At 41.7% G+C, this 23696-nt stretch carries 17 protein-coding genes, 8 tRNA genes and 1 riboswitch; of the genes, 24 read left to right on the top strand and 1 reads right to left on the bottom strand.

Going from position 1 to position 23696, the window contains the following annotated elements:
- The 22 genes from ED605_RS10325 (at position 1) to rpoC (ending at position 21613) form a co-directional block, all read left to right on the top strand.
- Positions 1–483 (top strand): threonine/serine exporter family protein, encoded by a 483-nt coding sequence (locus ED605_RS10325; protein WP_121978822.1) that lies wholly within the window; start codon positions 1–3, stop codon positions 481–483.
- 216 nt (positions 484–699) lie between these two features.
- Positions 700–1017, top strand: a complete 318-nt coding sequence (locus ED605_RS10330; RefSeq protein WP_121978823.1) for a PadR family transcriptional regulator — start codon at positions 700–702, stop codon at positions 1015–1017.
- A complete protein-coding gene (locus tag ED605_RS10335; protein ID WP_121978824.1) occupies positions 1010–1642 on the top strand; it encodes a DUF1700 domain-containing protein in 633 nt (210 codons plus the stop codon). Before ED605_RS10330 ends, ED605_RS10335 begins: the two co-directional genes overlap by 8 nt.
- Positions 1639–2589, top strand: coding sequence for a DUF4097 family beta strand repeat-containing protein (locus tag ED605_RS10340; RefSeq protein WP_121978825.1), 951 nt, complete (start codon positions 1639–1641; stop codon positions 2587–2589). Before ED605_RS10335 ends, ED605_RS10340 begins: the two co-directional genes overlap by 4 nt.
- A gap of 150 nt (positions 2590–2739) precedes the next feature.
- A complete protein-coding gene (locus ED605_RS10345) occupies positions 2740–3432 on the top strand; it encodes a phosphatase PAP2 family protein (RefSeq protein ID WP_121978826.1) in 693 nt (230 codons plus the stop codon).
- A gap of 73 nt (positions 3433–3505) precedes the next feature.
- Positions 3506–4024 carry a GNAT family N-acetyltransferase gene (locus ED605_RS10350; protein ID WP_121978827.1) on the top strand — a complete coding sequence of 173 codons (519 nt, stop codon included), beginning with the start codon at positions 3506–3508 and terminating at the stop codon, positions 4022–4024.
- Positions 4025–4151: 127 nt separating this feature from the next.
- Positions 4152–4330: riboswitch (Lysine riboswitch) on the top strand.
- A 94-nt stretch (positions 4331–4424) separates the two neighbouring features.
- Complete coding sequence (locus ED605_RS10355) at positions 4425–5912, top strand: amino acid permease (RefSeq protein WP_121978828.1); 1488 nt, start codon at positions 4425–4427, stop codon at positions 5910–5912.
- Positions 5913–6045: 133 nt separating this feature from the next.
- Positions 6046–7092, top strand: a complete 1047-nt coding sequence (locus ED605_RS10360; RefSeq protein WP_121978829.1) for a tagatose 1,6-diphosphate aldolase — start codon at positions 6046–6048, stop codon at positions 7090–7092.
- An 81-nt stretch (positions 7093–7173) separates the two neighbouring features.
- Positions 7174–7812, top strand: a complete 639-nt coding sequence (locus tag ED605_RS10365; protein WP_121978830.1) for a deoxynucleoside kinase — start codon at positions 7174–7176, stop codon at positions 7810–7812.
- A gap of 364 nt (positions 7813–8176) precedes the next feature.
- Positions 8177–9460, top strand: a complete 1284-nt coding sequence (gene serS, locus ED605_RS10370; protein ID WP_121978831.1) for a serine--tRNA ligase — start codon at positions 8177–8179, stop codon at positions 9458–9460.
- 605 nt (positions 9461–10065) lie between these two features.
- Positions 10066–10138: transfer RNA gene (locus ED605_RS10375), tRNA-Val, on the top strand.
- A gap of 2 nt (positions 10139–10140) precedes the next feature.
- Positions 10141–10213, top strand: a tRNA-Lys gene (locus tag ED605_RS10380).
- Positions 10214–10231: 18 nt separating this feature from the next.
- A tRNA-Leu gene (locus tag ED605_RS10385) sits at positions 10232–10313 on the top strand.
- An 18-nt stretch (positions 10314–10331) separates the two neighbouring features.
- Positions 10332–10405: transfer RNA gene (locus ED605_RS10390), tRNA-Thr, on the top strand.
- A 4-nt stretch (positions 10406–10409) separates the two neighbouring features.
- Positions 10410–10481 (top strand) — tRNA-Gly (locus tag ED605_RS10395).
- A gap of 68 nt (positions 10482–10549) precedes the next feature.
- Positions 10550–10623, top strand: a tRNA-Arg gene (locus ED605_RS10400).
- A gap of 35 nt (positions 10624–10658) precedes the next feature.
- Positions 10659–10732 (top strand) — tRNA-Pro (locus ED605_RS10405).
- 65 nt (positions 10733–10797) lie between these two features.
- Positions 10798–10871, top strand: a tRNA-Pro gene (locus tag ED605_RS10410).
- 221 nt (positions 10872–11092) lie between these two features.
- Positions 11093–11560, top strand: coding sequence for a CtsR family transcriptional regulator (locus tag ED605_RS10415; protein ID WP_121978832.1), 468 nt, complete (start codon positions 11093–11095; stop codon positions 11558–11560).
- Positions 11561–11575: 15 nt separating this feature from the next.
- Positions 11576–14074, top strand: a complete 2499-nt coding sequence (locus ED605_RS10420) for an ATP-dependent Clp protease ATP-binding subunit (RefSeq protein WP_121978833.1) — start codon at positions 11576–11578, stop codon at positions 14072–14074.
- A 225-nt stretch (positions 14075–14299) separates the two neighbouring features.
- Entirely contained in the window at positions 14300–17923 is a 3624-nt protein-coding gene (gene rpoB / locus ED605_RS10425; RefSeq protein WP_162919793.1) for a DNA-directed RNA polymerase subunit beta, read from the top strand.
- Positions 17924–17941: 18 nt separating this feature from the next.
- Positions 17942–21613 (top strand): DNA-directed RNA polymerase subunit beta', encoded by a 3672-nt coding sequence (rpoC, locus tag ED605_RS10430; RefSeq protein WP_121978835.1) that lies wholly within the window; start codon positions 17942–17944, stop codon positions 21611–21613.
- Between the two features lie 73 nt (positions 21614–21686).
- On the opposite strand, the gene ED605_RS10435 is transcribed toward rpoC, so the two are convergent.
- The gene (locus ED605_RS10435; RefSeq protein ID WP_225419111.1) at positions 21687–22382 is read right to left on the bottom strand and encodes a prepilin peptidase; all 696 of its coding nucleotides are present in this window, start codon (positions 22380–22382) and stop codon (positions 21687–21689) included.
- A 374-nt stretch (positions 22383–22756) separates the two neighbouring features.
- Here ED605_RS10435 and rpsL point away from each other — a divergent pair, with 374 nt between their 5' ends.
- Together rpsL and rpsG are read left to right on the top strand one after the other, a co-directional pair.
- Positions 22757–23170 carry a 30S ribosomal protein S12 gene (gene rpsL, locus ED605_RS10440; protein ID WP_003559489.1) on the top strand — a complete coding sequence of 138 codons (414 nt, stop codon included), beginning with the start codon at positions 22757–22759 and terminating at the stop codon, positions 23168–23170.
- 55 nt (positions 23171–23225) lie between these two features.
- Positions 23226–23696 (top strand): 30S ribosomal protein S7, encoded by a 471-nt coding sequence (rpsG, locus tag ED605_RS10445; protein ID WP_121978837.1) that lies wholly within the window; start codon positions 23226–23228, stop codon positions 23694–23696.

Below are 23696 nucleotides of genomic sequence, written 5' to 3' on the forward strand. Positions count from 1 at the left end.
ATGAATTCGGTGACCTTTTTTATCATAAAATGCCTTTGCGTTTACCTTTCCGGCATTGGGTTTGGCTTGATTGTAAACTTGCCGCATAAAGCCCTGAATATCGCTGGTTTTAACGCATTGCTCGGTTGGCTGGTCTATGACGTCATTATTAACACTTGGGGTGGCTTGGGATCAGCCAACTTCTTTGGCGGCTTATGTATTGGCGTGATGTCAGTTTTGATTGCCCGCTGGAAAAAGATGCCCAGTATTTTGTTTGATGTACCGGGGTTGGTGCCGTTGGTGCCTGGCGGGCAAGCTTATAACGCCATTAAGAGTTTTGCAATGGGAAGCTATCAGTCTGCCTTCAACTATTTGTCGCAGGTGGTTTGGATTGCCGGTTCGATTGCGCTTGGGTTTATTGTGGCAGAATTGGTAAATAAGGTCCGCTTACGAGTCGAACGAGATTTAAGAAAGTTAAGACGCAAACGATTGAAAAAGTTTTGAGGTAATCAGCTGTTGGCTTTTAGACTTTAATTAATTTAACTTTTAGAAAACAAAAATCGAATTTTATAAATAAGTCGACACCCTTTTAAAGGATGCCGGCTTTTTTCTGTCTTCTTTACCAATTACTGAACCAGTGGGGTTGACAATGCTCAGGGAATCAATTACTATGTTTATGAAATTATATTATACGTCGTATAGTATTGTAGAGGTGACAATATGGCGATTCAAATCAGTTCGGAACTGTTGGATGGGTGTGTCTTGGGGTTATTGATGCACGATGATTACTATGGCTATGCACTGACCCAGAAAGTGCAGGGATCAATTTCCGTGTCGGAATCGACCATGTATCCGGTTCTTCGAAGATTGAAGAAAAATCAACTATTAACGACTTACGATGAGCCTTACCAGGGCCAAAACCGCCGTTATTATCGGATTACCGCAGAAGGAAAACGCCAATTCAAGGTTATCCAAGAGGAGTGGCGGGATTTTAAGAATAAAGTTGATAAATTGTTAGGGGGTGAGAGCCATGAATGATTATATTGAAGAATTAAAGGCCCTGTTGGCGCAGTTGGGTCCGGAAGAAAGAAATGATGTGCTTGATTTCTATACGGAATATCTCCAAGACGGCAAATTTGTGACCTATAACGACTGTGTGAGAGAGTTGGGAACACCAAGACAATTGGCACGTAAGGTTTTGGCAGATTATTCCATTAAAAATTTAAACGCCACTGCGCAAACAGGCAGTCGAGTACATAAACCCAAAGAAGATGTTAAAACAATCTGGTTGATTGTCTTGGCCGTCTTGTCAACGCCGATTACAATTCCGTTGGCGATTGTCGCAATTGCCGTTTTTAGTGCAGTCATTGTAGCGGCTGGTGGGCTAATGGTCGCCATGATCAGCGTATTTTTTGCGGTGATCCTGAGCGGTTTGGTGGCAATTGGCACTGGCTTAGGGGTTGTAGGTGGCCATTTTTGGGTCGGCGTCTTCTATCTGGGTGCCGGGCTGTTTGCGGTTGGCCTGATTATGCTACTGTCACCGGCTCTGAAGGGGACGATTGATGGCATCATTCATGGTTTCACCCTTTTTTCCAAGTGGATGTATGACAAATTAGTCACTAAGAATCGCGCCGAGAAGCACGGAGGGAGACAGCAAAAATGAAAAAAACAATCATTATTGGGCTGATAACGATGACAATCGGATTGGTGATGACCGTGATCGCATTGGGGCATTCGGGACTCCAGAGTGTTTATTGGGGTCGGCACGGATTTAAAGTTGCTGAGAATCAATCAAGTCGAACTTTGAAAACTTATCAAAGAGAATTTAGTGGTAATATCAGTCAGATTAGTTTTTCGGCTGACAATCAGGTTGAAATCAGAAGCGGTCAAGTGGCCAAGCCTCAGATTTCTTATATTTCAGGCACTAAAATGAAAAAAGACGGTGAAAAGTTGACGATCAATGCACCAATTCATCGCCATCATTCCTGGGTTGGGTTTGATATCAACAACGATGGTGATGATAATGGAAACATCGTTGTAACTTTGCCAAAAAAGAATCGGCTGACTCAAATTGATGGCCAAAACCAGGATGAGACGACAATTAATCATTTGTCACTCAAAACGATTCAAATTAATGGTGATACGGATCTTGATATGACGGATGTGACGGTGCAAACCAAGCTGGCACTGAGAAGTATGGGTGGCGATACCAGTTTTAACAATGTTAATGCGCCAAGTATTTCAAGTGATACCAGTGATGGTGATATTGATTTGCGTAATTGTCATTTTAAAACGGGGGCTAGTGATCTCTCAACCGATGATGGTGATATTTCGGTGGCTGGCAGCCATTTTGAACGGGTTTCGATGCATTCGGATGACGGTGACATTTCCTTTAGAGGTAATCAAATTTTAAAGGCATTGTCGGCCAGTACCGAAGACGGTGACATTGATGGCCAGGTTCCGGATCGGAAACGGGCCGAAGTGACGACGCATGTTGATGATGATCCAGCTTCAATCTTTGGCCATCAGCGGTCGACTTGGAATAAAGGCAAAGGGTCATTGGTCACCTATGAGCTTTCAACTGACGACGGTGACATTACGGTGGAATAAGCCTTTCTCAGTTGGCAATTCACCGATTGCCAAGAGACGTCTGATGGATTGGTTTTTAAAGATTTGGAAAGTTTAGCATTGATAAAAAACGGGGTGGATGAATGTGATATACTCAAAAACGAGACTTATTCGTAGAGAGGATTGTTAAAGATGTTTGGGAACGACGAAGGTTATATGATGATTGATCGGGATGTGAATCGGGCATTCAAGCTGCTTGTCAGCACAATCATCACTCTGTTATTATCAATTTCGGTCGCATTTAATTTTGACTATTTGCAATTTTTAGATTCGATATTTACGACCGCTATTCAGGGAAAAGAACCAAGTGAAATGATGGAAAAATTTTATACGGGACTTTCCTTTTTTGCGAGTCCCCCGATGGACATTTTATGGGTATTTGTCATCGCCTTTTTTCTATGGGGATTTAAGTATAAAGTTCCAGCGCTTTGGGCACTCTTTACGTTAGGCGGTGGTGATGTGGTCGGCTTTGTTGTCAAACATCTGGTCAAACGCCATCGGCCACCACTTCACTTGGGTGTTGATAACGGTTATAGTTATCCAAGTGGGCATGTCATGGGAATCTTTTTGATTGTGGCGATTTTGTGGATTGCCGTCATCCCATTAATTAAGCAACTTTCTGTGCGGTGTCTGTTGCGGGTGCTAATGGGTATTGGGTTGATTTTAGTCATGTTTTCAAGAATTTACCTCAATGCTCATTACCCAACCGATACGCTGGGCGCTTGCTTGGTTGGCTATAGTTGGTTGCTGATTTCGGAAATGTTTTACGTCAAATTTGCCCCACAAATTGCACGATTCCGGTTTGTCGTGAATACTAAAGTATAGTGACAACGTTGCTGGTAAAAGGATGTCAAGTTGATTGTTGAGACCTGGATGGTAATTTGGAGGAGTCTGTGAAGTGGCGATTTATACCAAACGATTAATGATCCGCGCACTGTCCGTTGCTGATGACTACGCTGCATATGCGGCTTTAACGGCCTTACCGGAGGTCTCAGCTGGTGCAGGATTTGATTTGATCAGTAATCCTCGAATGATGCCCAGTGCGTTAAAGCGGCAATTGAGATCGCCTGGGTCGTACGGCCTTTTTAAAGACGATGAGTTGATCGGGGCAATTCTGCTGTTTGAACGGATTGGCCAAAGCGGCCAGGCAAGTGAGCAGCATGCTGAAATCAGTTATTTTTTGGCACCGAGTGCTTGGCACTGTGGCTACATGGTAGAAGCTTTAATGGCGTTGATTGAGGAATTACAACAGCGTCAAGTAATTAAAACGATTGTGGCAGAAGCTTTTTCAGATAATCAGGCTTCTATTAATTTGTTAAAACGCTTAGGTTTTTCGTTTGTGACCGAACTTCGTGATCCAATTATTGGCAGGCAGAAAGTAGTTTATGAATTGGTGTTGTCACCTATATGCGGTTAGTGGTCAGCTTTGGATAAGCCGGCTTTCACCGGAGTCGGGATTGACCTACACGCGTGGTTGTTGTCATCCCGATTAATTTGAGTTACAATGCATATTGTTAAAAAGTAAATAATTAGACTAATCAATGTATTCGAGTAGAGGCGCATTCATTAAGAGTATATTTCAGGAACTTGAAAAGAAGTCATGACTGAAGTAAAAAGGGATGAGTGCCGAAATGAGCGGTTACTTTTCTGGCCGTTTGTTGGGACTTAATTTAACAAATTAAGGACTGTCGTAGTTTTGATACTACGGAGAGCTATCAAGATGTTGAAAAACACTTATCGTCTCTTTCAGTATATTTGAAGGGGACTTTTTTTGTAGTCTGATATGAATCTTAAACTGAGAGGCGAGGTTTTGAATAATGGATGAAAATGAAAATGGCGGCGGCAATATTGGCCAGGTGAAACGGGGACTCAAGGCGCGACACGTTTCGATGATTGCGCTGGGCGGCTGTATTGGAACTGGACTATTTGTTGCCAGTGGATCGGCAATTTCAAAGGCTGGGCCACTGGGTGCTTTGACGGCCTATTTCTTTATGGGAATGATGGTTTATTTTCTTATGACCAGTTTAGGAGAAATGGCCACTAACATGCCAATTTCTGGCTCGTTTGCGGCTTACTCGGCTAAGTATGTTGACCCGGCACTGGGCTTTGCGATGGGATGGAACTATTGGTTTAACTGGGCAATTACGGTGGCAGTTGATATTAGCACGGCTGCTTTGGTAATGGCGTTTTGGCTGCCAAACGTTCCCCAATGGATTTGGAGTGCAATTGCGTTGGTCATTATTCTAGCGATCAACGCGATGTCGGTGCGAGCGTTTGGTGAAACTGAATTTTGGATGTCATTAATTAAAGTAGTAACCATCATTATTTTCTTGGCGGTCGGCTGCTTAACCATTTTTGGGATTATGGGTGGCCACTTTATTGGACTGCGGAACTTTTCAGTCAAACAAGCGCCATTTGTTGGTGGTTTTCCGGCTATCCTGAGCGTTTTTGTCGTGGCCGGCTTTTCATTTCAAGGAACCGAGCTGGTAGGAATTACAGCTGGTGAATCTCAGGATCCGCAGCACAGTGTGCCAAAGGCAATTAATGAGGTCTTCTGGCGAATTATTTTGTTCTACATTCTAACAATTTTCGTGATTGCAGCCATTATTCCTTATACCAGTCACTCACTGTTGGGATCGAGTACGACCGACATTGCCATTAGTCCATTCACACTTGTCTTTCAACGAGCAGGGTTGGCAGCTGCTGCCAGTGTCATGAACGCTGTGATTTTAACGTCGGTCATTTCGTCGGCTAATTCGGGGATGTATGCGTCGACTCGGATGCTTTATTCTCTGTCTAATAGTGGCTATGCGCCGAGGACTTTTGGCAAAACGGCTCCAAATGGCATTCCATATTACTCATTGATTGCAACGACAGTGGTCTCTCTTCTGACATTTATTTCAAGTATTGCCGGCCCGAAAATTTATATGTGGCTGGTTGCGGCTTCCGGACTAACGGGTTTCATTGCCTGGTTCGGGATTGCCATTTCACATTACCGGTTTAGACGGGCATTTATTAAACAGGGACATGATCTTAAAGAATTGAAGTACCATGCAAAGTTATTTCCGTTTGGACCGTTACTGTGTTTGGTTCTATGTATTTTGGTGATTGTCGGTCAGAACCCAAGTGCCTTTATGCACTTTGATTGGCAACAAATTCTAGTCACTTACATTAGCGTACCGCTGGTATTGATTCTGTACTTTGCTTATAAGTGGAAAAAACATACGAAAATTATTCCACTTGAAAAGATTGACGTTTCCCCTTCCCATGAAGAAGAAAATCTTTCAAAATTAAACAATAAATGAGTTTGTTTTCAGCGATTGGGCTACTTTTTACAAGAGCAGTTTAATCGCTTTTATTGTACATAACAACAGCATAGCGTTATAATGCCTAAGTGGAACCTATTAATTGGTCTATTAAAAATATGAGGTGAAATGTATGGCAAAAAAACATCTTTCAAAAGGTAAATATCAAAGAATGTTGAAATTAACCAATGATGAGGGGAAAATCGATGCATTGGCGTTAGATCAACGTGGATCGCTTGTTAAAATGATGAAAACGGCTTCCGAAAAATATGGAAAGCTTTTCAGTATGAAAATGATTTATGAATTTAAGGAAACCGTTTCAAAAATTTTGAGTCCACTTAGTTCAGCAATTCTTTTAGATGAACAAATGGGCTTTAAAGGCATTGAAGCTAAGGCTGACAAGACCGGGCTAATTATGTCTTATGAGAAGACCGGGTATGATGCTAACGAACCTGGCCGCTTGCCTAGCTTGATTCCTGATCAATCCGCACAAATTATGGTTTCCAGAGGAGCTGATGCTTTAAAAGTATTGCTCTATTTTAATCCGGATGATCCGGATGAAATTAATAATCAGAAAAAGGCTTTTGCACAACGGTATGGAACTGAAGGCTTGGCAGCTGAAACACCCACATTTTTTGAAATTGTGACTTACGATGATCGTTATGATAGTAAGTCCTTAGAGTTTGCCAAAGAAAAGCCGGATTTTGTGTTACGGGCAATGAAGGAATTTACACAGGATAAGTATCACATTGATGTTTTGAAGATGGAGGTCCCATTTAACCCAACTTATATTGAGGGATGGGATAAGTCTGTCAGTGAATCGGCTTATACGGAAGATCAAGCCAAAACTTACTTAAAGCAATTGAGTGATGAAGCAACCCGGCCGTTTATTTTTCTAAGTGCTGGTGTTCCAACTCCTATTTTCCAGCGGGAGTTAAAACTTGCCGGCAGTGCAGGAGCTAAATTTAACGGTGTTTTAAGTGGCCGAGCAACCTGGATTGAAGGCGTTGATATCTTTGTTCGTGATGGCAAGGATGGCTTGGTTGACTGGCTGAAACATAAAGGAACCCAGAATGTAAAAGACTTGACCAAGATTTTATCGGCAAATGCCACGCCATGGTTTGATGCATATGGCGGTCGAGATAATATTGAAGTGGTTGATATTTCTGACTTAAAATAATTTATTACTAGATGTTGCACCCATTATTTGGAACTAGTACAATATATTGTGCTGTCATTAATCAAATAAGGGGATTTATAAATGCTTGTTTTAGCTGGAACGATTGGTGCAGGGAAAACCTCATTAACTCAGATGTTGTCGAAGCATTTGGGGACCCCTGCCTATTACGAATCTGTTGACAATAATCAGATTTTGCCGCTGTTTTATCAAAACCCGAAAAAATATGCTTTCTTGTTACAAATCGATTTCTTGAATCGACGAATGGCTGATATCAAACGAGCTTGGCAAAATGATGAAAGTATTTTGGATCGGTCGATCTTTGAAGATTCATTACTTTTCCATTTAAATGCTGACCTGGGCAGAGCTACTGAAACCGAAGTTGAAATTTATGATTCACTTCTTCAAAATATGATGCAGGAGTTACCACAAAGTCATCACAGCAAAAATCCAGATCTGTTGATTCATATTGACATTTCCTTTGAGACGATGTTGAAACGAATTAAAAAGCGTGGCCGACCGTACGAGCAAATTGAAAATGATCCTGGCTTGTACCAATACTATCAGGACTTGAATCAACGTTACCAGACTTGGTATCAAGATTACGACAAATCTGCCAAAATTCAGATCAATGGTGACCAATTTGATTTTGTCGAAAGGGACACTGACAGACAGGCCGTGTTTCAGATGATTGATCAAAAAATTAATCAGTTGGCAATTTGACGGCTTGTGATTTGAAGGTGAATTCGTTATAATCGAAAGGTGAGTGAAGCAGGATGGTTCAATACCGAGAGTGTTGCGGCTTGAATCGATTGTTTTAAGAAGAAATTAAAGCGTTTTGTGTCTATTAAGTAGATTTCAGAGAGACAATGGTCGGTGTGAATTGTCATCGAAAATTCCAGCACAAGTAAACGGGCGGGTAATGCCGCACGGATGTATGCCGTTACCATACGTTGAGAGCTTGGAAAACCAAGAACTTGGGTGGTACCGCGAAAAAAGGATCCTTCGTCCCAGTGACGAGGGGTCCTTTTTTGTGGGTTGGCAAAGTGTCACCCCATTAACCATAAGCGGAAAGGGAGATTAAAAGATGCTTGATATCAAAAAGATTCGAAAAGATCCGGATTATATAAAAGAAAAATTGGCAACTCGCGGAATCAAGGGCGAAATGATTGATCAATTACTGGCCTTGGATGCCAAAAGACGTGAATTGATTGTTAAGTCGGAATCTCTGAAAGCTACCCGAAATGAGGTTTCCGATAAAATTTCTCAACTGAAGCGTCAAAAAGAAGATGCTTCAGAGGCCATTGCCGAAATGAAAAAGACTGGCCAAACCATTAAAGAATTGGATGAACAGTTGCGCCAGATTGAGAAAAAGGAAGATGATTTGGCGGCTCATTTACCAAATATTCCTGCAGATGACGTGCCGGTTTCTCTAACTGAAGAAGGAGCTGTTGAGCTTCGACGAATTGGTCAAATTCCAACCTTCAGCTTTAAACCGAAACATCACTGGGATATCGGCGAAAATTTGGGGATTTTGGATTTTGAACGGGCTGCGAAGGTTTCTGGCAGTCGATTTGTTTATTATATTGGCGACGGCGCACTTCTTGAACGGGCAGTCTACAATTTTTATTTGGACCAAAATACGGCTGCCGGCTACCAAGAAGTTATTCCACCATATATGGTAAATGATGCTTCAATGTACGGAACCGGCCAATTTCCGAAGTTTTTGGAGAATAAAGCCGGCTATGAGATTACCGGAACGGATCTTACAATGATCCCAACCGCTGAGGTGCCACTAGTAAATTATTATCGAAATGAAGTGATCCCAGAAGAAAAATTACCGGTTTCCTTTACAGCGCTATCACCTGCCTTTCGTTCAGAAGCAGGAAGTGCCGGTCGGGATACAAAAGGTTTAATTCGCTTGCACCAATTCAACAAGGTTGAAATGGTAAAGTTTACGAAACCGGAAGATTCGTGGAACGCACTTGAACAGATTACCCATCAAGCTGAAGACAACTTGAAGAAGCTTGGATTGGCCTATCATGTGATCACACTGACCACCAGTGATATGAGCTTTACTGCTGCCATGACCCATGATTTAGAGGTTTGGTTCCCAGCACAGAATAAGTATCGGGAAATTTCCAGCTGTTCGAATACAACCGATTTTCAAGCACGTCGATCGCATATTCAATATCGGGATCAAGATGGCAAACTACATTATGTCCACACATTAAATGGCTCTGGATTGGCAGTTGGTCGGACTGTTGCTGCGATTTTGGAAAATTATCAAAATGAAGATGGCACGGTAACGATTCCGGAAGTCCTACGCCCATACATGCACGGTAAAACTAAAATCGAAAAACAACAATAAAAATAAATTAATCAAAAAATGAGTGGTCCTTTTCGCGTATATATTATATGTAGGCTGAGAAAGGGTTAACTTTGGTTAACGATTTCCGGACTACGGATTAATTACATCGAGATCCCCCTCTCATTGTGATTAGTTTTTGGATACCCCCAATTCTCGAAATGTGGATTAATAGTCATTATTCCATTGGAGAGAGTCATTAAGGTTGGAACTTGGTCATGGTTCCAGCCTCTTTTTTATGGATCAATTGAAGCTGTTACATGAGAGGCGACCGTTGGATAATCAAAAGTGTCAAAAAGAAAAGCTTGGCGGCTAAAAAGGGGGAAGGCTACTAAACATCTAGAGGATTTGTCTGATGAGAGATTGGGCAAGTTTAAGCAGCCAACGTGCAAAAAAATCCAAAAAAAGTTGAAATTTTTCTGGTAATGACTAGGATAATACGCTATAATATTTCTTGTCGGAATTTGATCGATACTTTTGAAACCTAAGTGAACAGCTGATAAAATTTAAAATTATATCTTGACTTTCGTTGAGAGTAAATGGTAAAATTTAATAGTTGTTTTGATGAGATGACTACCAATAACAGATGGATTCATGATTGATTTCATGGAGGATTAGCTCAGCTGGGAGAGCATCTGCCTTACAAGCAGGAGGTCACAGGTTCGATCCCTGTATCCTCCATTGAGCCGTTAGCTCAGTTGGTAGAGCATCTGACTTTTAATCAGAGGGTCGGCAGTTCGAGACTGCCACGGCTCATTGCCAGTTTTAAACAATGCGGGCGTGGCGGAACTGGCAGACGCGCTAGATTTAGGTTCTAGTGTCTTATGACGTGGGGGTTCGAATCCCTTCGCCCGCATAGAACCGTATATAATATGCCGACTTAGCTCAGTTGGTTAGAGCGCTTCACTAGTAATGAAGAGGTCGGGCGTTCGAATCGTCTAGTCGGCATTTTGCGGAAGTAGTTCAGTGGTAGAACATCACCTTGCCATGGTGGGGGTCGCGGGTTCGAATCCCGTCTTCCGCTTCCTCGAGAAGCTTTTGTTTGGCGTTATCGGGATACCTAATTGCCTTACTAAATTGAATATTAATTATGCACCCATAGCGCAACTGGATAGAGTGTCTGACTACGAATCAGAAGGTTGTAGGTTCGACTCCTACTGGGTGCATTTTTTACTGTCGTGGATTTGGCAGTTGGCAATTTCGGGAAGTAGCTCAGCTTGGTAGAGCACCTGGTTTGGGACCAGGGGGTCGCAGGTTCGAATCCTGTCTTCCCGACTATTTGGCCTATTATATAAATGTATGGTAGTATGTGATGGATTAATTAAATATTTTTTGATTATCGGGAAATAGCTCAGCTTGGTAGAGCACTACGTTCGGGACGTAGGGGTCGCAAGTTCAAATCTTGTTTTCCCGATTTTTTTTGTCGACATTTTAACGATTTATGACTTGAATTTTTGACATTCCTATATATAATGGGCTGAAAGAAACTGATAATAAGACGTGGTTATTTGGTCAATTTGAGGTAACAATTAATCTCATTTCGTTTTTAAAAAGCTGTTTGAAACCTTTTCTTTGCATTTTCTGGCTTTATTCGTATAATTAAAGTCAATATTAGTCAAAGAATTGGGTGAGAGCATGGCCGACGAAAATATTTCTGATTTAATTGAACGGTACTTAAAAGAGATACTCGCCGATAACGAACAGGTTAAAATTCGCCGATCGGAAATCGCTGGATTATTTGACGTTGTTCCGTCGCAGATTAATTATGTAATTAACACACGTTTTACGATTCAAAATGGGTATATTGTTGAAAGTAAAAGGGGTGGTGGCGGCTACATTAGAATAGAGAAAGTTCATTTATTAGATGACATTGACGTGCTGAATTCATTAATTGAGGCAATTGGTAATAAATTGTCGAAAAGAGATAGTGAAACAATCGTCCAAACGTTATATAATAATGACTTAATTAATCGTCGCGAGGTAAGTATTATTTTAGCAGCGATTGACAAAGATGCAATTGACCTTAACAATAGTGATTTAACTGATATCTTGAGAGCTAATATCATGATATCAATATTAAATCGTTTGCGTTATGAACGATAGAAAGCGAGGGTATCTATGAATAATTTATTCACTCCAAGCGCTAAGAACGTTTTAACCATTGCTCAAGAACAGGCAAAGAAATTTAAGCACCAAGCAATTGGTACTGAGCACCTGTTACTAGGTCTACTGATTGAAACCAATGGAATCGCATATAAAGCCCTTCAACAGTTTTCAGTAACTGCCGAAGACATTACAGAAGAAGTAGAACGCTTTGCCGGGTATGGTAATTTAAAGGATCTTAGCAGTAACGATTATTTACCATACTCTCCTAAAGCCAAGGAAGTATTGGCACAAGCAGGCGAGTTTGCCAAAAAGAATGGTGTGCCAAAGGTTGGAACAGAGCATATTCTGCTTTCATTGTTAACCGATGAGACAATTCTCTCCTCAAGAATCTTAATTAATTTAGGTCTTGACTTGTCACAAATTCGAAAAGTGACATTGAGAAAAATGGGAATCAGCGGTGGTTCAATGGCAACTAATATGTCATCAAAGCAACGCGGCGGTGCTCGACCATCCAAGCAAAAAGATAGTAAAACACCAACCATTGATTCGCTGGCTCGTGACCTCACTGAAATGGCGCGGGAGAATCGGCTGGACCCAACAATTGGTCGTGATTTGGAAGTTAAGCGAGTTGTTCAAATTCTTGCTCGGCGAACTAAAAATAATCCAGTTTTAATTGGCGAACCTGGTGTTGGTAAAACAGCCATTGCGGAAGGTCTCGCGGAACGAATTGTGAACGGCGATGTGCCGGGAGATATGGCAAATAAGCGGCTGATGATGCTTGATATGGGATCATTGGTTGCCGGCACCAAATACCGTGGTGAATTTGAAGATCGGCTTAAAAAGGTGATTGAAGAGATTTACCAAGATGGTAATATCATTCTATTTATTGATGAGTTACACACGTTAATCGGTGCTGGTGGTGCTGAAGGTGCAATTGATGCTTCCAACATTTTAAAGCCGGCATTGGCACGTGGCGAACTCCAGTTGATTGGGGCAACCACTCTGGATGAATATCAAAAATATATTGAATCAGATGCCGCTTTGGAACGTCGATTTGCCAAAGTAATGGTTGACGAACCAACAACGGATGAAACTATTCAGATTTTAAAGGGCTTACGGCCGAAGTACGAGCAACATCACCACGTTGAGATTACGGATGAAGCCATTGAAACTGCAGTTAGTCTTTCGAATCGGTATATTAGTGACCGCTTCCTTCCTGATAAAGCAATTGATCTGATGGATGAAGCAGCTGCCAAGGTTCGAATTGATCACTTACAGAACTCTGAAGTGGTAGATGATCATAAGAAGCTGTCGGAACTTTTGGATCAGTTGAATGAAGCGTTGGTTGCTCAGGATTATGCTAAAGCTTCCAAGCTTCGTAAATCAGCTAACCAATTACAGGATGAGTTAGCTAAGCAGGATGAAACGCCTGATGATTCTTCACAAACTCATTATCCAGTTAAGGAAACCAGCCAGGATGTGGCACAGATTGTGGCTGAATGGACTGGCATTCCGGTCACTCGTTTGAGCAAGTCTGAAGCTGATCGATTGGTTAACCTGGAAGCAGTCCTTCATAAGCGGGTTGTCGGCCAGGAAGAAGCAATTTCAGCAGTTTCCCGTTCAATTCGGCGAGCACGAAGCGGCTTAAAGGATCCAAATCGGCCAATCGGGTCATTTATGTTCCTTGGACCGACCGGTGTTGGAAAAACGGAATTAGCTAAGGCTGTTGCAGAGGCTGTCTTTGGATCAGAAGAAGATATGATCCGAGTCGACATGAGCGAGTACATGGAGAAATATTCAACCAGTCGTTTGATTGGATCCGCTCCCGGTTATGTTGGCTACGATGAGGGTGGTCAGTTAACAGAAAAAGTTCGTCAAAAACCGTATTCAGTTGTTTTGTTTGATGAAGTTGAAAAAGCTCATCCAGATGTTTTCAACTTGTTACTGCAGGTACTCGATGATGGGTACTTAACAGATGCCAAGGGTCGTAAGATCGATTTCCGAAATACGGTTATCATCATGACATCGAACTTGGGCGCAACAACTTTGCGAGACAAGAAAACGGTTGGCTTCGGTCAAGAAGATACTAAGGAAGATTACGCTGCCATGAAGGATACAATTAAGGCAGCCCTTAAGCAGCGATTCCGTCCAGAATTCTTGAACCGGATTGATGAAGTCGTTGTCTTCCACTCACTAACCAAGGCTGAACTTGATCAAATTGTTAAGTTAATGACTAAGCCGGTTATTAAACGAATTCATGATCAGGGAATTGACATTAAGGTCACCAAGACAGCGATTGGGATTATTTCCAAAGTTGGTTTTGATCCGCAATATGGTGCTCGGCCAATTCGTCGGGCAATTCAAACCCAACTTGAGGATAACTTGAGTGCTAAATTGCTGGCTAAAGAAATTGTCCCTGGTGATTCGGTCACCGTTGGTGGGCGGAATAACCAAATTACAATTTCAGTTAAAAAACCAAATCGACAAACGTTGGTTAACAATAAAAAATAAATGACGATTCTCAAGACTTTTATTTGACAATCAATGGATTAGTTGGTATAGTCTTAATTGTATTTGTTGTGAATCGAAATGGTCGATGCGATCTATTGTCCGGATTGACCTTCATAAAAAACCAAAAGCAAGTTGAGCTTGTTTTTGGATTTTTTTTGCCAAAAATCAGGTTAAAAGGGCAATTGTAATCAAAATGTAACATTTCGACTCAGGAATTTTGGAGAGGTGAAAAACTTGGCAGGACACTTAGTTAAATATGGAAAACACCGTACCCGACGAAGTTATGCACGGATTAAAGAAGTGCTTGATCTCCCAAACCTTATTGAAATCCAGACTAATTCTTACAACTGGTTTTTAAAAGAAGGCCTTCGCGAAACGTTTGACGGTATTATGCCGATTGATGATTTTCAGGGAAAGCTTTCGTTAGAGTTTGTGGACTATCAGTTATTGGAACCGAAGTATACGGTTGATGAAGCGCGTGAACATGAAGCAAATTATTCAGCACCACTTCATATTACGTTGAAGTTAACCAATCATGAAACTGGCGAAATTAAAACCCAGGATGTTTTCTTTGGTGATTTTCCGTTAATGACTGATCAAGGGACGTTTATCATTAACGGTGCTGAACGAGTAATTGTCTCACAATTAGTTCGTTCGCCCGGCGTTTACTATCATGAAGATACAGATAAAAACGGCCGGATTTCCTATGGAACAACTGTAATCCCTAATCGAGGAGCCTGGCTTGAATTTGAAACCGACTCAAAGGACATCGCGTACGTTCGAATTGATCGAACGAGAAAAATTCCACTGACTGAATTGGTCAGAGCACTTGGTTTCGGTAGTGACGATGAGATTACTGAAATCTTAGGTCATAGCGACAGTCTTGAATTAACACTTGAAAAGGATGTTCATAAAGACACCGATGATTCACGAGTTGAAGAATCGTTGAAGGATATTTATGAAAGATTGCGGCCAGGTGAACCTAAAACTGCTGATTCATCAAGGAGCTTGCTAACGGCTCGTTTCTTTGATCCGAAGCGGTATGATATGGCACCGGTTGGTCGTTACAAGACCAACAAAAAATTGAGCTTAAAGAACCGTCTTTTGGGATTAACATTAGCTGAAACGCTTGCTGATCCTGAAACGGGTGAAGTGATCGTTCAGAAGGATACAGTCGTTACTAAGGATGTTATGAAGAAATTGGCACCTTACCTCGACCAAAAGGACTTTAAGGCTTACACGTTCAATCCTTCTGATGAAGCGGTTGTCACTGAACCGATGACTGTTCAAATTATTAAAGTTTATTCAGCCAACGACCCAGAAAAAGTCGTGCCGTTGATTGGCAATGACAATATTCCACTTGAATTCAAGCACATTACGCCTGCTGATATCATTGCATCGATGAATTACTTCTTTAACTTACAAGAAGGCATTGGTTCAACCGATGATATTGACCATTTGGGTAATCGGCGAATTCGCTCAGTTGGTGAGTTACTGCAAAACCAATTCCGAATCGGCTTATCAAGAATGGAACGGGTTGTTCGTGAAAGAATGTCAATCCAAGACACTTCCACGGTAACACCACAACAATTAATCAATATTCGACCAGTGGTTGCTTCGATTAAGGAATTCTTTGGGTCATCACAACTGTCACAATTTATGGATCAGACCAACCCACTTGGTGAACTGACTCATAAGCGTCGGTTGTCCGCTCTTGGACCTGGTGGATTAACACGTGATCGTGCCGGATATGAAGTTCGGGATGTTCACTATACCCACTATGGCCGGATGTGTCCGATCGAAACGCCTGAAGGTCCTAACATCGGGTTGATTAACAGTCTGTCAAGTTATGCCCGGGTTAATAAGTATGGCTTCATTGAAACACCTTATCGCCGGGTTGATTGGACTACTCACAAAGTAACGGATCGAATTGATTACCTGACAGCTGACGAAGAAGATAATTTCGTTATTGCTCAGGCCAACTCACCATTAAATGATGATGGTTCGTTTGTTAATGATGTGGTAATGGCTCGTCATAAATCCAATAACATTGAAATTAGTATTGATAAAGTTGATTATATGGATGTTTCACCTAAACAAGTTGTTGCGGTTGCCACAGCATGTATTCCATTCTTGGAAAATGATGACTCCAACCGAGCCTTGATGGGTGCTAACATGCAGCGTCAGGCGGTTCCATTGATTAATCCGCATGCGCCACTTGTGGGAACTGGAATTGAATATAAAGCTGCTCACGATTCTGGCGTCGCACTAATCTGCAAATTTGCTGGAACGGTTGAATACGTTGATGCACGTGAAATTCGAATCCGTCGGGACGATGGCACACTTGATAAGTATAAGTTGATGAAATTCCGCCGTTCAAATGGTGGCAAGAACTACAATCAACGTCCAATTGTCCGTGTCGGTGATCATGTTGATCCCGATGAAGTCTTGGCTGACGGTCCATCCATGGAGGGTGGCGAATTAGCATTAGGCCAAAATCCAATTGTTGCTTTCATGACTTGGCAAGGATATAACTTTGAAGATGCCATTGCCATTAGTGAACGATTGGTTAAAGACGATGTCTACACGTCGATTCATATCGAAGAATATGAATCAGAAACTCGTGATACTAAATTAGGCCCTGAAGAAATGACTCGGGAAATTCCAAATGTCGGTGAAGATGCTTTAAAGAATCTTGACGACAGCGGGACAATCCGAATTGGGGCTGAAGTTCACGATGGCGACATTTTAGTTGGTAAAGTAACGCCTAAGGGAGTCACTGAGTTGTCCGCCGAAGAACGATTACTGCATGCGATCTTTGGTGAAAAGTCACGTGAAGTTCGTGATACTTCATTGCGAGTACCACACGGTGGCGGCGGCATTATTCAAGACGTCAAGGTCTTTACCCGAGAAAATGGCGACGAATTATCACCTGGTGTCAACAAGATGGTTCGAGTTTACATTGCACAGAAGCGTAAGATTCAGGTTGGTGACAAAATGTCCGGCCGTCATGGTAACAAAGGAACGGTTTCCGTTGTGATTCCTGAAGAGGATATGCCATTTCTGCCAGACGGAACACCAGTTGACATTATGCTAAGTCCAATGGGTGTGCCATCACGGATGAACATTGGTCAGGTTTTGGAACTGCATTTGGGCATGGCTGCCAGAAAACTTGGCATCCACGTTGCGTCACCTGTTTTTGATGGTGCAACTGATAAAGACATTTGGAATGCTGTTAAGGAAGCCGGCATGCCTAAGGATGGTAAATACATTCTTTACGATGGCCGGACAGGTGAACCATTTGACAAACCGATCGCAGTTGGCGTGATGCATTATCTGAAATTGGCCCACATGGTTGATGATAAGATTCATGCACGTTCAATTGGACCGTACTCACTAGTTACGCAACAACCACTTGGTGGTAAAGCACAATTTGGTGGTCAGCGTTTTGGTGAAATGGAAGTTTGGGCACTGGAAGCTTATGGTGCTGCTTACACCCTGCAAGAAATCTTGACTTACAAGTCAGATGATGTTGTCGGACGGGTTAAGACCTACGAAGCAATTGTAAAGGGTGAGCCAATTCCAAAACCGGGAGTTCCGGAATCATTCCGAGTACTGGTTAAGGAATTGCAATCACTGGGTCTTGATATGAAAGTTCTTGACAGTAGCCATAAGGAAATCGAACTTCGGGATCTTGATGACGACGATGATGTCGTCAACGTTGATGCCTTGAGCAAGATGAGTGAAAAGAAGAATCAGCAAAAGGCAGATGCAGAAGAAAGTTCTGATAAAAAAGAAGCAGCTGATCAGCCAACCAAGTCAACCAATGTAAAGAATAGTAATGACTAATCATGGGAGGTCAAACTAGTGGTCGATGTTAATAAATTCGAAAGTATGCAAATTGGGCTAGCCTCTCCCGACAAAATTCGTAGCTGGTCATATGGCGAAGTTAAAAAGCCAGAGACGATCAACTATCGAACATTAAAGCCAGAAAAAGATGGCTTGTTCGATGAACGAATTTTTGGTCCAACCAAAGACTGGGAATGTGCTTGTGGGAAATACAAGCGTATTCGTTATAAGGGAATTGTTTGTGATCGATGTGGTGTTGAAGTTACCCGTTCGAAGGTTCGTCGTGAGCGAATGGGTCACATTGAACTCGCAGCTCCGGTAACCCATATTTGGTACTTTAAAGGTATCCCAAGCCGAATGGGACTTGTTCTTGATATGAGCCCTCGGGCACTGGAAGAAATTATCTACTTTGCTTCATACGTGGTTACTGATTCTGGTAACACGCCGTTGGAAAAGAAGCAGTTACTTTCAGAACGCGAATATCGTGAGAAGAAGACTGAGTATGGCCCACGATTTGAAGCTCAGATTGGTGCTGAAGCAATTAAAACGTTGTTAAACGACGTTGATGTTAATAAAGAAGTCACTGAGTTAAAAGATGAGTTGAAGAACGCAACTGGCCAAAAGCGAACTCGTGCGGTTCGACGGTTGGATATCTTGGAAGCATTTGTTCAGTCGGGCAATAAGCTTTCTTGGATGGTTCTTGATACGATTCCAGTGATTCCACCTGATCTACGACCAATGGTTCAATTAGAGGGTGGGCGGTTTGCCACCTCTGATTTGAATGATTTGTATCGACGGGTGATTAACCGTAATAACCGATTAAAACGATTACTCGATTTAAATGCACCGGGAATTATCGTTCAAAACGAAAAACGAATGCTTCAAGAAGCCGTTGATGCATTAATTGACAATGGCCGACGTGGCCGACCAGTTGCCGGCCCAGGTAACCGACCACTCAAATCCTTGTCGCATATGCTTAAAGGAAAGCAGGGCCGTTTCCGTCAAAACTTACTTGGTAAGCGAGTTGACTATTCTGGCCGTTCTGTTATTGATGTGGGTCCAAGCTTAAAGATGAACCAAATGGGATTGCCTGTTCCGATGGCAATGGAATTGTTTAAACCATTTATCATGAAGGAATTGGTTGGTCGCAAACTGGCTTCCAATATTAAGAATGCCAAGCGAAAAATTGAACGCCAAGATGACGATGTCTTTAGCGTTCTTGAAGATGTTATCAAGGAGCATCCGGTTTTGCTAAACCGAGCCCCAACACTTCACCGTTTGGGAATTCAAGCTTTTGAACCGGTTTTGGTAAGTGGTAAATCAATGCGGCTTCACCCGTTAGTATGTGAAGCTTACAATGCCGATTTTGATGGTGACCAAATGGCAATTCACGTGCCGTTGTCTGATGAAGCTCAGGCTGAATCACGGCTGCTCATGTTAGCTGCCGGTCATATTTTGGCACCTAAAGATGGTAAGCCAGTGGTAACACCGTCTCAAGATATGGTTATTGGAAATTATTACCTGACGATGGAAGAAAAAGGTCGTGAAGGTGAAGGAATGATCTTCAATTCACCTGATGAAGTTGGCCTGGCTTTTCGAAACGGGATCGTTCATTGGCACACCCGAATTGGGATTAAAGCATCTTCATATCCTGACAAATCATTTACCAAAGAACAATTAGGCAAGATTTTGATTACTTCTGTTGGTAAAGTGATTTTTAACCGAATTCTGCCAAAAGATTTTCCATATATTAATGAACCAACTGAAACTAATATTAATGGATTCTTAGATGATAAGTACTTCCTTGAACCTGGCGAAGATATTCATGAACATCTTCAAAATGCTGAGTTGGTACCGCCATTTAAGAAGGGCTTCCTTAGTGATATCATTGCTCAAGTCTATAAGATCTATAAGGTGACGGAGACGTCTCTCTTCTTGGACCGAATGAAGGATTTGGGATATGATGAGTCAACGAAATCCGGTTTAACCGTGGGAATTTCTGATATTACTGAACTTCCTGATAAGCAGAAAATCATTGACGAAGCGCATAAGAAAGTTGAAATGGTCACCAAGCAATTCCGTCGTGGATTAATTACTGATCATGAACGATATGAACGGGTTATTGGTATTTGGAACGACGCCAAGGACGACATTCAGAAGCGATTGATGGAAGCTCAGGATCCACAAAATCCAATCTACATGATGAGTGATTCCGGAGCGCGTGGTAATATCTCAAACTTTACTCAGTTAGCCGGAATGCGTGGACTAATGGCGGCTCCTAATGGTGAAATCATGGAATTGCCAATCACATCAAACTTCCGTGAAGGCCTTTCGGTTTTGGAAATGTTTATTTCAACCCATGGTGCCCGTAAAGGAATGACTGATACAGCGCTTAAGACTGCCAACTCTGGTTACTTGACTCGTCGATTAGTCGATGTGGCTCAAGATGTCATTGTTCGTGAAAAAGATTGTGGTACCGATCGTGGTTTAACAATCACTGCAATTACTGAAGGTAACGAAATGATCGAACCACTTTATGATCGAATTGTGGGTCGTTATGCATTGAAGACAATTAAGAACCCAAAGACGGGTGACGTGATTGTCCCAGCTCAGACAATGATCAATGAAGACCAAGCTCAGAAGATCGATCAACTTGGAATTAAGGAAGTCACGATTCGATCAGCCTTTACTTGCAATACTGTTCACGGTGTTTGTGAGAAATGTTATGGTCGAAACATGGCAACTGGTGACGAAGTTGAAGTTGGTGAAGCAGTCGGAACGGTTGCTGCTCAATCAATTGGTGAACCAGGTACCCAGTTAACAATGCGGAACTTCCATACTGGTGGTGTTGCTGGAAACGCTGATATTACGCAAGGACTTCCACGAGTCCAAGAAATTTTTGAAGCTCGGAATCCAAAAGGTAAAGCTGAAATTAGTGAAGTAACTGGAACCATTGAATCAATTGAAGAAAATCCAGCTGAAAGAACTAAAGAGATTACGGTTAAAGGTGAAGCTGATACCAGAACTTACACGGTTCCGATCACAGCAAGAATGAAAGTTGCTGAAGGCGACTTTATTCACCGTGGTTCTGCCCTTAATGAAGGTTCTGTTGATCCTAAGGAACTCTTGAAGGTTCGTGATGTGTTATCGACTGAAAACTACCTCTTGCATGAAGTTCAAAAAGTTTACCGAATGCAAGGTGTGGAAGTGGCTGATAAGCATGTGGAAATCATGATTCGACAAATGCTTCGAAAAGTTCGAATTATGGATCCAGGTGACACAGATGTTCTTCCTGGAACTTTAATGGATATCAATGACTTTAGAAGTAGTAATGCTGATACGGTTATTTCTGGCGGAATTCCTGCAACTGCACGGCCAGTGCTTCTTGGTATTACCAAGGCAGCTCTTGAAACAAATAGTTTCTTGTCTGCCGCTTCATTCCAAGAAACAACTCGTGTGCTAACTGATGCAGCAATTCGTGGTAAGAATGATCCGTTAGTTGGCTTGAAAGAAAATGTTATTATTGGTAAATTGATTCCAGCTGGTACCGGAATGCCGGATTACCGTGGTATCAAGCCGGAAGAAATCGGCGGTTCTTCAACTGATGGTGTTTATTCCATTAGTGAGCTCGAAGAAAAGATGAAAGCTGAAGATGCCAAAAAGAGTAAACCGACAAAAACAACCAAATAAATTTCTTTAAAAAAAGAGTATCACCTGTAAATTAGGTGGTACTCTTTTTGTTATACATAGGATGACGGGGAAATCAAGAACCGGTGATTAAGGGGATTAAAATATTAGCGTAATGAACTACTATGAAATATCCAACAGTAATGAAGGGAACAAAGGGGATCTTATTATCTTTGGGCCAAGGTGCAATGATTAAATAAAGAAGTGCACTGACACAAGCAATGCTTGAGATCCACAAAAGATGGCTAATCGAAAGGCAGATCCATAAGCAAAAGAACACGTCAATATCACCATTGCCGACAAACAATTGCCGATAATTTAGTGCGAGGCACAGACAATAAAGTAAACCGGCTATTAATAGCTGATAACAAGTATGATGACAAGATAGAAGACAAACAATTAATAATCCCAAGATTCCCCAAATGGGTAATTGCTTGCGTTTAAAATCAAACAAGCTAAGATGGGTTAAAATAAGTAAATTTAAAAGAGAAGGAATCGTTGTCGGTCGGAATTGTGTGACGGAAAAACAAATCCCAAGCATTAGCTCAAGAATTGGTGACGATAATGGAATCCGCTGATGGCAAAATCGGCATTTGCCTTTAAGGAAAACGTAGTTGATCACTGGGATTAAATCACAGATAGGAAGCGGTTCTTTGCACTTGTCACAGTGTGAGCGCGGCGAAATAATTGATTCATGTCGCAGGTTACGAGTAACCGTTAAATTTAGAAACGATGCCAAACTGGCACCCAATAAAAATTGAAATAGTATCATGATTTTTTACCTCTAATTATTACATACGATAGAATGCCGAAGTTTTTAGAAGAAAATATGATTAGAATGTCCATGATTGAAAAAGTTGCCCATAAGTTGGATCCTGAAAAAATTTGAAAGTAGATTTTTAAGAGTCGATGTTAATGGTTATTTCAAATTTAAATTGAAAAATTAATTTTTTTGTTGCGAATGATTGACACATTTTCGAAGTCATGATAAATTAGACAAGGTGCTTTTTGTGACAGATTCCTGAAATCTCAGACATGCTGACTGTTTAAGACAAAAAGTGTTTGGCGGAACACATTTCTTTTTACATAAAAAAGAACCGCCTGGATGTGTGGACTTAAAACAAATTATGAAAGGAGATCTTTTAGATGCCAACAATTAACCAATTGGTCCGAAAAGGACGTCATTCTAGAAGTTCAAAATCAAAGTCACCAGCTTTAAACTATGCTTACAATAGTTACAAGAAGAAGCAAGTCGTTGTGCCAGCTCCACAGAAGCGAGGCGTTGCAACCCGTGTGGGAACTATGACACCAAAGAAACCTAACTCAGCTTTACGTAAGTATGCCCGTGTTCGGTTGTCAAACTTGATCGAAGTGACCGCTTATATTCCTGGGATTGGTCACAACTTGCAAGAGCATAGTGTTGTTTTAATTCGTGGTGGTCGTGTAAAGGACTTGCCTGGTGTTCGTTATCACGTTATTCGTGGTGCTCTTGATACTGCCGGTGTTACCGATCGTCGTCAAGGTCGTTCCAAGTACGGTACTAAGAAGCCTAAAGAATAATTGAAGTCAAAAAATCTTAATTTTCGTTTTTTTGAAAAATGAGGAGGATAACGAAATGCCTAGAAAAGGAAATGTTCAAAAGCGGGAAGTACTTCCCGATCCTATGTACAATTCAAAATTAGTTACTCGTTTAATCAACCGTTTAATGTTAGACGGTAAGCGAGGCACTGCATCAGAAATTTTATACGGTGCGTTTGATTTAATTAAAAAAGAAACCGGTAATGAGCCGGTAGATGTATTCGAGGAAGCAATGAAAAACGTTATGCCAGTCCTCGAAGTTAAGGCTCGTCGAGTTGGTGGATCTAACTACCAAGTACCGATTGAAGTTCGCCCTGATCGTCGAACAACTTTGGGCCTCCGCTGGCTTGTAAACTACGCACGTTTGCGTGGTGAGCACACGATGACTGAGCGTCTGGCACGTGAAATTATGGATGCTGCCAATAATACTGGTGCAGCCGTTAAGAAGCGTGAGGATACGCACAGAATGGCTGAAGCCAACCGTGCATTTGCTCACTATCGTTGGTAA

Source organism: Lentilactobacillus raoultii, assembly GCF_900411375.1.
Classification (GTDB): domain Bacteria; phylum Bacillota; class Bacilli; order Lactobacillales; family Lactobacillaceae; genus Lentilactobacillus; species Lentilactobacillus raoultii.

What these genes read in the sequence shown, in the direction of transcription:
- ED605_RS10325 (WP_121978822.1), top strand. Translation starts at nt 1, where the DNA reads ATGAATTCGGTGACCTTTTTTATCATAAAATGCCTTTGCGTTTACCTT.
- ED605_RS10330 (WP_121978823.1), top strand. Translation starts at nt 700, where the DNA reads ATGGCGATTCAAATCAGTTCGGAACTGTTGGATGGGTGTGTCTTGGGG.
- ED605_RS10335 (WP_121978824.1), top strand. Translation starts at nt 1,010, where the DNA reads ATGAATGATTATATTGAAGAATTAAAGGCCCTGTTGGCGCAGTTGGGT.
- ED605_RS10340 (WP_121978825.1), top strand. Translation starts at nt 1,639, where the DNA reads ATGAAAAAAACAATCATTATTGGGCTGATAACGATGACAATCGGATTG.
- ED605_RS10345 (WP_121978826.1), top strand. Translation starts at nt 2,740, where the DNA reads ATGTTTGGGAACGACGAAGGTTATATGATGATTGATCGGGATGTGAAT.
- ED605_RS10355 (WP_121978828.1), top strand. Translation starts at nt 4,425, where the DNA reads ATGGATGAAAATGAAAATGGCGGCGGCAATATTGGCCAGGTGAAACGG.
- ED605_RS10360 (WP_121978829.1), top strand. Translation starts at nt 6,046, where the DNA reads ATGGCAAAAAAACATCTTTCAAAAGGTAAATATCAAAGAATGTTGAAA.
- ED605_RS10365 (WP_121978830.1), top strand. Translation starts at nt 7,174, where the DNA reads ATGCTTGTTTTAGCTGGAACGATTGGTGCAGGGAAAACCTCATTAACT.
- serS (WP_121978831.1), top strand. Translation starts at nt 8,177, where the DNA reads ATGCTTGATATCAAAAAGATTCGAAAAGATCCGGATTATATAAAAGAA.
- ED605_RS10415 (WP_121978832.1), top strand. Translation starts at nt 11,093, where the DNA reads ATGGCCGACGAAAATATTTCTGATTTAATTGAACGGTACTTAAAAGAG.
- ED605_RS10420 (WP_121978833.1), top strand. Translation starts at nt 11,576, where the DNA reads ATGAATAATTTATTCACTCCAAGCGCTAAGAACGTTTTAACCATTGCT.
- ED605_RS10435 (WP_225419111.1), bottom strand. Translation starts at nt 22,382, where the DNA reads ATGATACTATTTCAATTTTTATTGGGTGCCAGTTTGGCATCGTTTCTA.
- rpsL (WP_003559489.1), top strand. Translation starts at nt 22,757, where the DNA reads ATGCCAACAATTAACCAATTGGTCCGAAAAGGACGTCATTCTAGAAGT.
- rpsG (WP_121978837.1), top strand. Translation starts at nt 23,226, where the DNA reads ATGCCTAGAAAAGGAAATGTTCAAAAGCGGGAAGTACTTCCCGATCCT.